A 7,822-nucleotide genomic window follows, 5' to 3' on the forward strand; every position below is an offset into this window, starting at 1 on the left:
CTCGCCCTCCTCGGCGATCACCTTCCGCGCGGCCGCCTGCTCCGCCTCCAGACGCTTCACCTCCGCGTCCAGAGCCGCCAGCCGCTCCCGATGAGGCGCCAGAATCCGCTCCACCTCCTCCGGCGGCACCAGCGGCACGAGATCCCGCGGCACCTTGTTGAGCTCCACGCCCGGGAAGGGATACCGGGTGCTCTCGAAAATCCCGTAGAGCGCGTAGTAGTCCTCGTTGGAGATCGCGTCGAACTTGTGGTCGTGGCAGCGGGCGCAGTGAATGGTCAGCCCCAGGAACGTGCGCCCCAGGTTGTCGATCGTGTCCTCGATGATGAGATGCTGGATGCCGTTTTCGCTCGAGGCGAAGCGCCGCGAGTTGGCGATGTATCCCGTGGCGATCACCTTCTCGTTGCGCTCCTCCCAGGTCTTCCAGGGAAGAAGATCCCCCGCCAGCTGCTCCCGGATGAAGTCTCCGTAGGGCTTGTCCTGATTGAACGCCCGGATCACCCAGTCGCGGTACCGGTACATCTGGGGGATCGGATAGTCCGAATTGCAGCCCGCCGTGTCGGCGTAGCGCACGACGTCCAGCCAGTGGCGGCCCCAGCGCTCCCCGTAGTGGGGACTGGCCAGAAGCCGCTCGACCACTTTCGCAAACGCATCCGGCGAATCGTCCGCCAGGAACGCCTCCATCTCCTCCGGCGTGGGCGGAAGCCCCGTCAGGTCGAACGTCACGCGCCGAAGGAGCGTGCGCTTGTCGGCGTCGGGGGCGGGGCGGAGCCCTTTCTCCTCGAGCTTGGCGAGAATGAAGCGGTCGATCGGGCTTTCGGGCCACGCGCGATCCTTGACGGCCGGAAGAGGAGGGTCCTGGACGGGCCGGTAGCTCCAGAACTTGCGCGCCTCGGCGAAATCGATCCTGGGCTTGGCCGGGGGCGTCACGTCCGAGCCGCGGGGGTCGGGAGCCCCCATCTTGACCCACACTTCGAAGTCCCGGACCTGTTCGGGCGTCAGGCGATCCGCCTCCTTGGGCGGCATTTCGAGATCCTCGTCCGTGTGACGGATCGCCTTGATGAGCAGGCTGTTCTCCGGATCCCCCGGAACGACCGCCGGACCCGAATGGCCGCCGCGCCGGAGTCCTTCGCGGGTGTCCAGCGCCAGATCCGCCTTGACCTTGCCGGCCTGGGCGCTGTGGCACTTGTAGCACTTGTCCGCCAGCACCGGCCGGATCCGGCGCTCGAAAAACTCCGCCCCGTCGGGGGAGACGGACTCCTGGGCGGCCGGCGCCGGAGACCCCGCACCGCCGGCCAGCGCCGCGGACGCGAGCGCCGCCTGAACGAACCACGCCTTCATGGACGGCTCCGACTCTACCGCGTCCCGCTCCATAAGCTTTACTCGCGCACGGCCCGTCGAGTTTCGGCGACTCCGATTTCCGGGGGATGTTCCCGTCCGCCTTTTGGTATCATCCTCCCGTCCGTTTGAGCAGGGAGGAAACCATGCGCCACGCCGCCCTCTGGTCCGCCGCGCTCCTTCTGGCTTCGTGCGCCCAGGAACCCGCCCCGGCGCGTACGCGGGGCTCGATTGAGCGGCTCGACCCGCGTCTGGACGCGCTCATCCCGCCGGACGCGAAAATGGAAGTCCTGGGCGAAGGATTCGACTGGTCCGAAGGGCCCGTGTGGGTCCGCTCGGGCGGCTATCTCCTCTTCTCCGACATCCCGCCCAACCGCGTCATGAAGTGGAAGCCGGGCGAGGGCGTGAGCCTCTATCTTCATCCCTCCGGATACACCGGTTCCCGGCCGCGCACGGGGGAGCCCGGCTCCAACGGACTTCTGCTCGACCCCCAGGGCCGCCTGGTCCTCTGCCAGCACGGCGACCGCCGGATCGCCCGCATGGACGCCCCCCTGGACCGCCCCGCTCCGAAGTTCGTGACGCTGGCGGACCGTTATCAGGGCAAACGGTTCAACAGCCCCAACGACGCCGTTTACCATTCGAACGGCGCCCTCTACTTCACCGACCCGCCCTACGGGCTCGAAAAACTCATGGAAGATCCCGCCAAGGAACTCGACTTCCAGGGCGTCTATCGCCTCGCCCCGAACGGCGAGGTGACTCTCCTCACCCGTGAACTCTCCCGCCCCAACGGCATCGCTTTCTCGCCCGACGAGAAGACGCTCTACGTGGCCAACTCCGATCCCGCGCGGGCGATCTGGATGGCCTTCGACGTCAAAGCGGACGGGACGGTCGGCGCCGGACGGGTCTTCTTCGACGCCACGAAATGGGTATCCTCCCGGAAGGGACTTCCCGACGGACTGAAAGTGGACGCCCGAGGGAATCTCTTCGCCACGGGCCCCGGAGGAGTCCTCGTCTTCGCCCCGGACGGCACCCACCTGGGCACGCTCCGCACGGGCGAGGCCACGGCCAACTGCGCCTGGGGGGACGACGGCTCGACCCTCTACATCACGGCGGACATGTACCTCCTGCGGATCCGGACGTCCACGCGGGGAAAGGGTTTCTGACGGAATCCCGCACCGAACCGGCGCTCGAGAGGGAATCTTTCTATAGGGAGTTCTCCGTCCCGACGCCGCCGGGCGTAGTATCTGTGGAGCGGCGATCCGGTCCCCGAGGAATCCGTTCATGCGACGGTTCGCCTGGATCCTCCTTCCCGTCCTCGCCGGGGCGCCCACGCCGGGCGCGGCTCAGCCGCAGCAGGCCGCCCCGTCCCCTTCGATCCCGGAACGCATCCGGTTCAACCGCGACATCCGCCCGATTCTCGCCGAGTATTGCATCAAGTGTCACGGGCCGGATCCCAAGAGCCGCCAGGCCAACCTCCGGCTCGACACGAAGGAAGGGGCGATGGCGGAGCTTGAGCCCGGACGGTTCGCCATCGTCCCCGGCCGCCCGGAGCAAAGCGAACTCTGGAAGCGCATCGTCTCGCGGGACAACGACGAGCGCATGCCTCCGCCGAAGGCGGAAAAGAAGCCGGGCGCCCGGGAAATCCAGCTCATCCGCCGCTGGATCGAGCAGGGCGCCCCTTGGGAGGGCCACTGGTCCCTCCTCCCGCTGGAGGAGCCGCCCGTCCCGGCCGTCCCCGACCGCTCCTGGGCCCGCACGTTCGTGGACGAGTTCATCCTGGCCCGACTGCGCGAAGAGGGCCTCAGCCCCTCGCCGGAAGCCGACCGCGCGACGCTGGCGCGCCGCGTGACGCTCGACCTGACGGGACTCCCGCCGACCCCCGAAGAGGTGGAGGCCTTCGTCCGCGATCCGGCGCCCGACGCCTACGAGCGGCTGGTCGACCGGCTCCTTCGGTCCCCCCGCTACGGCGAGCACATGGCCCGGTACTGGCTGGACCTGGCGCGCTACGGGGACACCCACGGCCTGCACCTGGACAACTACCGCGAGATCTGGCCCTACCGCGACTGGGTTATCCGCGCCTTCAACGAGAACATGCCGTTCGACCGGTTCGTCACCGAGCAGCTCGCCGGAGACCTCCTGCCGGGCGGATCGCTCGACGCGCTCGTCGCCACGGGATTCCTCCGCTGCCACGTCACCACCAACGAGGGCGGATCCATCGAGGAGGAGGTCTACTGCCGCAACGTCTTCGACCGCGTGGAGACGTTCGGGCAGGTCTTCCTGGCGCTCTCCCTCACCTGCGCCCGTTGCCACGACCACAAATACGACCCGATCTCCCAGAAGGACTATTACGGGCTCTTCGCCTTCTTCAACTCGCTCGACGGGAGCGAAATGGACGGCAACCGCAAGGATCCGCCGCCGACCGTGAAGGTCCCGGACCCGGAGCAGGCGAAGGAGCTCGCCCTCCTGCGGGAGCGCGCGGCGGCGCTCGAGGCGCGCCTCCGGGCCCCCGCGCCCGAGGTGGACGCCGCTCAGGCGCGCTGGGAGGAGGAGATGGCCGCGCGCCTCCGCGCCGCGTGGACGCCGCTCGACCTCGAAGGCACGCACGGGGTGCCGCTGGCGGTTCGGGAGGACAAGTCCGTGGGGCCCGCGCCGGGCGCTCCGGCGACGTATGAGCTCGCCGTCCGGGGGCCGCGGCCCGCCGCCGCGCGCGCCTTCCGGCTGGAAATCCTTCCCCCCGACGGATCGGACAAGGCGCCGTTCTCCGTCGCCGAATTCGAGGCGCGGATCGCCCCGGCGGATTCCCCCGACCGGTCCCGCCCGGTCCGCTGGCTGGCCGCGCATCTTCCTTCCGGGGCGCGCGACAAGGAGGGCGCCAAGGCGATCGACGGGAAAGCCGACACCGCCTGGACGGGCGACGCCCGCCGGCGCCCGGCGCTCGTCTTCGTCGCCGCCGAGGAGATCGCGCTCCGGGAAGGCGAGGTCCTGCGCTTCCGCCTGACGGGCTCGGGCGTGACCCGCCTGCGCCTGTCCGCCTGCGGGGACCGGGAGATCCTCAAGGGGGTCCTCCCGGCGTCCTTCGGCCCGTGGCACGTCCTGGGTCCGTTCCCCGCGGCCGACGGGCGTTCGCCCTTCGACACGGAGTACGGGCCGGAGAAGGGAACCGATCTCTCGCGCGAGCACGGAGGGCTTCGCTGGACCCGGCGGGAGGACGTGCAGGACGGAAAGGTCGTCGCCCTCGCCCCAGGGGCCGGGGCGCATTTCCTGGCGCGGACGATCGTCGCGCCGAGCGCCCGGAAGCTCACCTTTTCGGCCGCCTCGGACGACGCTCTTCAGGTGTGGCTGAACGGCGCGGCGGTCCTCACGCGCAACGTGCGCCGCGCCTTCCGCCGGTACGACGCCAACAAGGTCACGCTGGAGCTCGAACCCGGCGAGAATGTCCTCCTCGTCAAGCTCTCCAATTACGGCACGGCGGAGGCGCGCTTCCTTTTCGAGATCGTGGAGGAGGAGAACTCCGATCTCCAGGAAGACGTGGCGGCGGCGCTCTCGACTCCGCCCGAAAAGCGCACGGACGCCCAGCGCGACACGCTGCGCCGGAAGTACCGGCGGGACCACGGGCCGGAGTGGCGGGCGATCTTCCGGGAGCTGGCGCTCGTGCGCGGGGAGGAAAACGCGCTCCTCGATCAGATCCCGACGACGCTCGTCTACAAGGAGCGCGCGCAGCCGAAGGACGCCTTCATCCTCAAGCGCGGCGAGTACGACCGCAAGGGGGCCAAGGTCGGCCGGGCGACGCCCGGAGCCCTTCCGCCGCTCCCGGCGGACCGGCCGCCCGACCGCCTGGCGCTGGCGCGGTGGCTCCTGGATCCCCGCCATCCGCTCACCGCGCGCGTGGCGGTCAACCGCTTCTGGCAGCAGGTGTTCGGGACGGGGCTCGTGAAGACCTCGGAGGACTTCGGGCTGCAGGGGGAGCCGCCCTCGCACCCGGAGCTTCTGGACGCGCTGGCGACGCGGTTCATCGCCGAAGGCTGGGACGTCAAGAAGCTCATGAGGACGCTCGTCACCTCCGCGACGTACCGCCAGAGCTCCCGCGTGACCCCCGAGCTGGCGCGGCGGGATCCGGAGAACCGCCTCCTCGCGCGCGGCCCGCGCTTCCGCCTGGACGCCGAGACGGTGCGGGACCAGATCCTGTTCCTGAGCGGGCTGCTCGTCGAGCGCGTGGGCGGGCCGAGCGTGAAGCCTCCCCAGCCGGAGGGCCTCTGGGAGGCGGTCGGCTACACGGGGTCCAACACGTACCGCTTCCAGCGGGATCCCGAGGCCGAGAAGGTCTTCCGCCGGAGCCTCTACATCTTCTGGAAGCGCACCTCCGCGCCGCCCATGATGACGCTCTTCGACGCCCCGTCGCGGGAGTCTTGCATCGCGCGGCGGGAGCGCACCAACACCCCCATGCAGGCCCTGATGCTCATGAACGAACCGCAGTGCTTCGAAGCGGCGCGGCATCTGGCCCGGAAGACGATCCGCGAGGGAGGCTCCACGCCCGAGGAGCGCGCGGCCTGGCTGATCCGCCGGTGCGCGCTCCGGGTTCCCACGGACCGGGACGTGGCCGACCTGGCGGGGCTGTACCGCGCCCAGCGGGAGATCTTCGGGCGGGCGCCCGAAGAGGCCCGAAAGGCGGTTTCGTTCGGCGACCTTCCGCCCGACCCGTCGATCGATCCGGTGGAACTGGCCGCCTGGACCCTGGTGGCCAACGCGGTGCTGAATCTCGACGAAGTGGTGACCAAGAGGTGAACGCCATGACGGATCCGGTTCACGATCCCGTCGAACGGATGACCCGCCGGCGCTTCTTCCGTCTTTCGACCGCCGGGGCGGGCTCGATCGCGCTTTCGACCCTGCTCTGGCGCGAGGCGCTCGGAAGCCCGGCCGCCGCTTCCGGAGGCGGCGCGCCGGGCGTGCCCCATTTCGCGCCCAAGGCCAAACGGCTCATCTACCTCTTCATGAACGGCGGCGTCAGCCAGATGGACACCTTCGACTACAAGCCCAAGCTCGAGGAACTCTTCGACAAGGACCTGCCGCCGTCGGTGATCGGAGGCCAGCGGCTGACCACGATGACGTCGGGGCAGTCGCGCTTCCCCATCGCCCCCTCGATCTTCAAGTTCCGCCGGCACGGCCAGTCGGGGGCGTGGGTGAGCGAGCTTCTGCCCCACCTCGCGCGCGTCGTGGACCACATCTCGTTCGTCAAGTCCGTCCACACGGAGGCGATCAATCACGACCCCGCGGTGACGTACATCTGCACCGGGGCGCAGATCCCGGGGAAGGCGAGTCTCGGGGCGTGGCTCTCGTACGGCCTGGGCAGCGAGAACGAGAATCTTCCCTCCTTCATCGTGATGACGCCGAGCTGGAGCGCCAAGCGCGAGGCGCAGGCGCTCTACAACCGTCTCTGGGGATCCGGCTTCCTGCCGACGCGCCACTCGGGAGTCTGGTTCCGGCTCAAGGGGGATCCGGTCCTCTATCTTTCGGACCCGCCGGGCGTAAACCGCGAGGCGCGGCGGCGGATGCTGGAGACGCTGCGGCGCATGAACGCCCGCGAGTATGAGGAGGCCGGAGACGCGGAGACCCTGGGACGGATCGCGCAGTACGAGATGGCCTTCCGGATGCAGGCCTCGGTGCCGGATCTCGTGGACCTGTCCAAGGAACCCAAGGAAATCCTCGACTCCTACGGGCCCGACATCCACAAGCCGGGCACCTTCGCGCACGCGGCGATCCTGGCGCGCCGCATGATCGAGCGGGGCGTCCGGCAGGTGCAGATCTTCCACCGGGAGTGGGACCATCACGGAGACCTCCCCCGGGATCTGCGCGCCCAGTGCCGGGACGTGGACCAGCCGGTCGCGGCGCTTCTCATGGACCTCAAGCAGCGCGGGCTCCTGGAGGAAACGCTCGTCGTCTGGGGGACCGAGTTCGGCCGGACGACCTACTGCCAGGGCAAGCTCACGCGCGACAACTACGGGCGCGACCATCACCCGAGGTGCTTCGTGTTCTGGTTCGCCGGCGCGGGCATCAAGCCGGGGGTGAGCTACGGCGAGACGGACGACTTCAGCTACAACGTGGTCAAGGATCCCGTGCACATCCGGGACGTCAACGCCACGATTCTCCACCTCCTCGGAATCGACCACAAGCGGCTGACGTACAAGTTCCAGGGCCTGGATCAGCGCCTGACGGGGGTGGAGGAGGAGGCGCGCGTCATCCGGGCGATCCTGGCCTGAGGGAGGCGTCGAAAAAGGAAGGCCGGCTCACGGGAGCGACCTGAACTTCGCCTCGAGTCGGGCCGAGGCCTCGGCATGCTGGGCCTCCGCGTACGCCAGCCGCCGGCGCCGCTCCTCCTCCGGCAGTTCCAGAAGCAGGTCCCACGCGAAGTCCATGAGCTGTCGAAAAATCTCGAACCGCTCTTCCGGCGTCATCTCCCGGTAGCGGCGGATCTCCTCTTCCCCGGTCATAA

At 69.3% G+C, this 7,822-nt stretch carries 5 protein-coding genes; 3 read left to right on the top strand and 2 right to left on the bottom strand.

Features of this window, described 5'->3' with window-relative positions; translation table 11 throughout:
• A partial coding sequence (locus VNO22_05480) for a DUF1549 domain-containing protein (GenBank protein ID HXG60800.1) occupies positions 1-1,338 on the bottom strand: 1,338 nt, incomplete at its 3' end.
• A gap of 143 nt (positions 1,339-1,481) precedes the next feature.
• On the opposite strand from VNO22_05480, the gene VNO22_05485 reads away from it, so the two are divergent.
• The 3 genes from VNO22_05485 (at position 1,482) to VNO22_05495 (ending at position 7,589) form a co-directional block, all read left to right on the top strand.
• Entirely contained in the window at positions 1,482-2,498 is a 1,017-nt protein-coding gene (locus VNO22_05485; GenBank protein ID HXG60801.1) for an SMP-30/gluconolactonase/LRE family protein, read from the top strand.
• 118 nt (positions 2,499-2,616) lie between these two features.
• Complete coding sequence (locus tag VNO22_05490; protein HXG60802.1) at positions 2,617-6,117, top strand: PSD1 and planctomycete cytochrome C domain-containing protein; 3,501 nt, start codon at positions 2,617-2,619, stop codon at positions 6,115-6,117.
• A 5-nt stretch (positions 6,118-6,122) separates the two neighbouring features.
• Positions 6,123-7,589 (top strand): DUF1501 domain-containing protein, encoded by a 1,467-nt coding sequence (locus VNO22_05495; GenBank protein ID HXG60803.1) that lies wholly within the window; start codon positions 6,123-6,125, stop codon positions 7,587-7,589.
• 27 nt (positions 7,590-7,616) lie between these two features.
• On the opposite strand, the gene VNO22_05500 is transcribed toward VNO22_05495, so the two are convergent.
• On the bottom strand, positions 7,617-7,822 hold a 206-nt coding region (locus VNO22_05500; protein HXG60804.1), incomplete at its 5' end, for a hypothetical protein.

The sequence above is a fragment of the Planctomycetota bacterium genome (assembly GCA_035574235.1).
GTDB lineage: Bacteria > Planctomycetota > MHYJ01 > MHYJ01 > JACPRB01 > DATLZA01.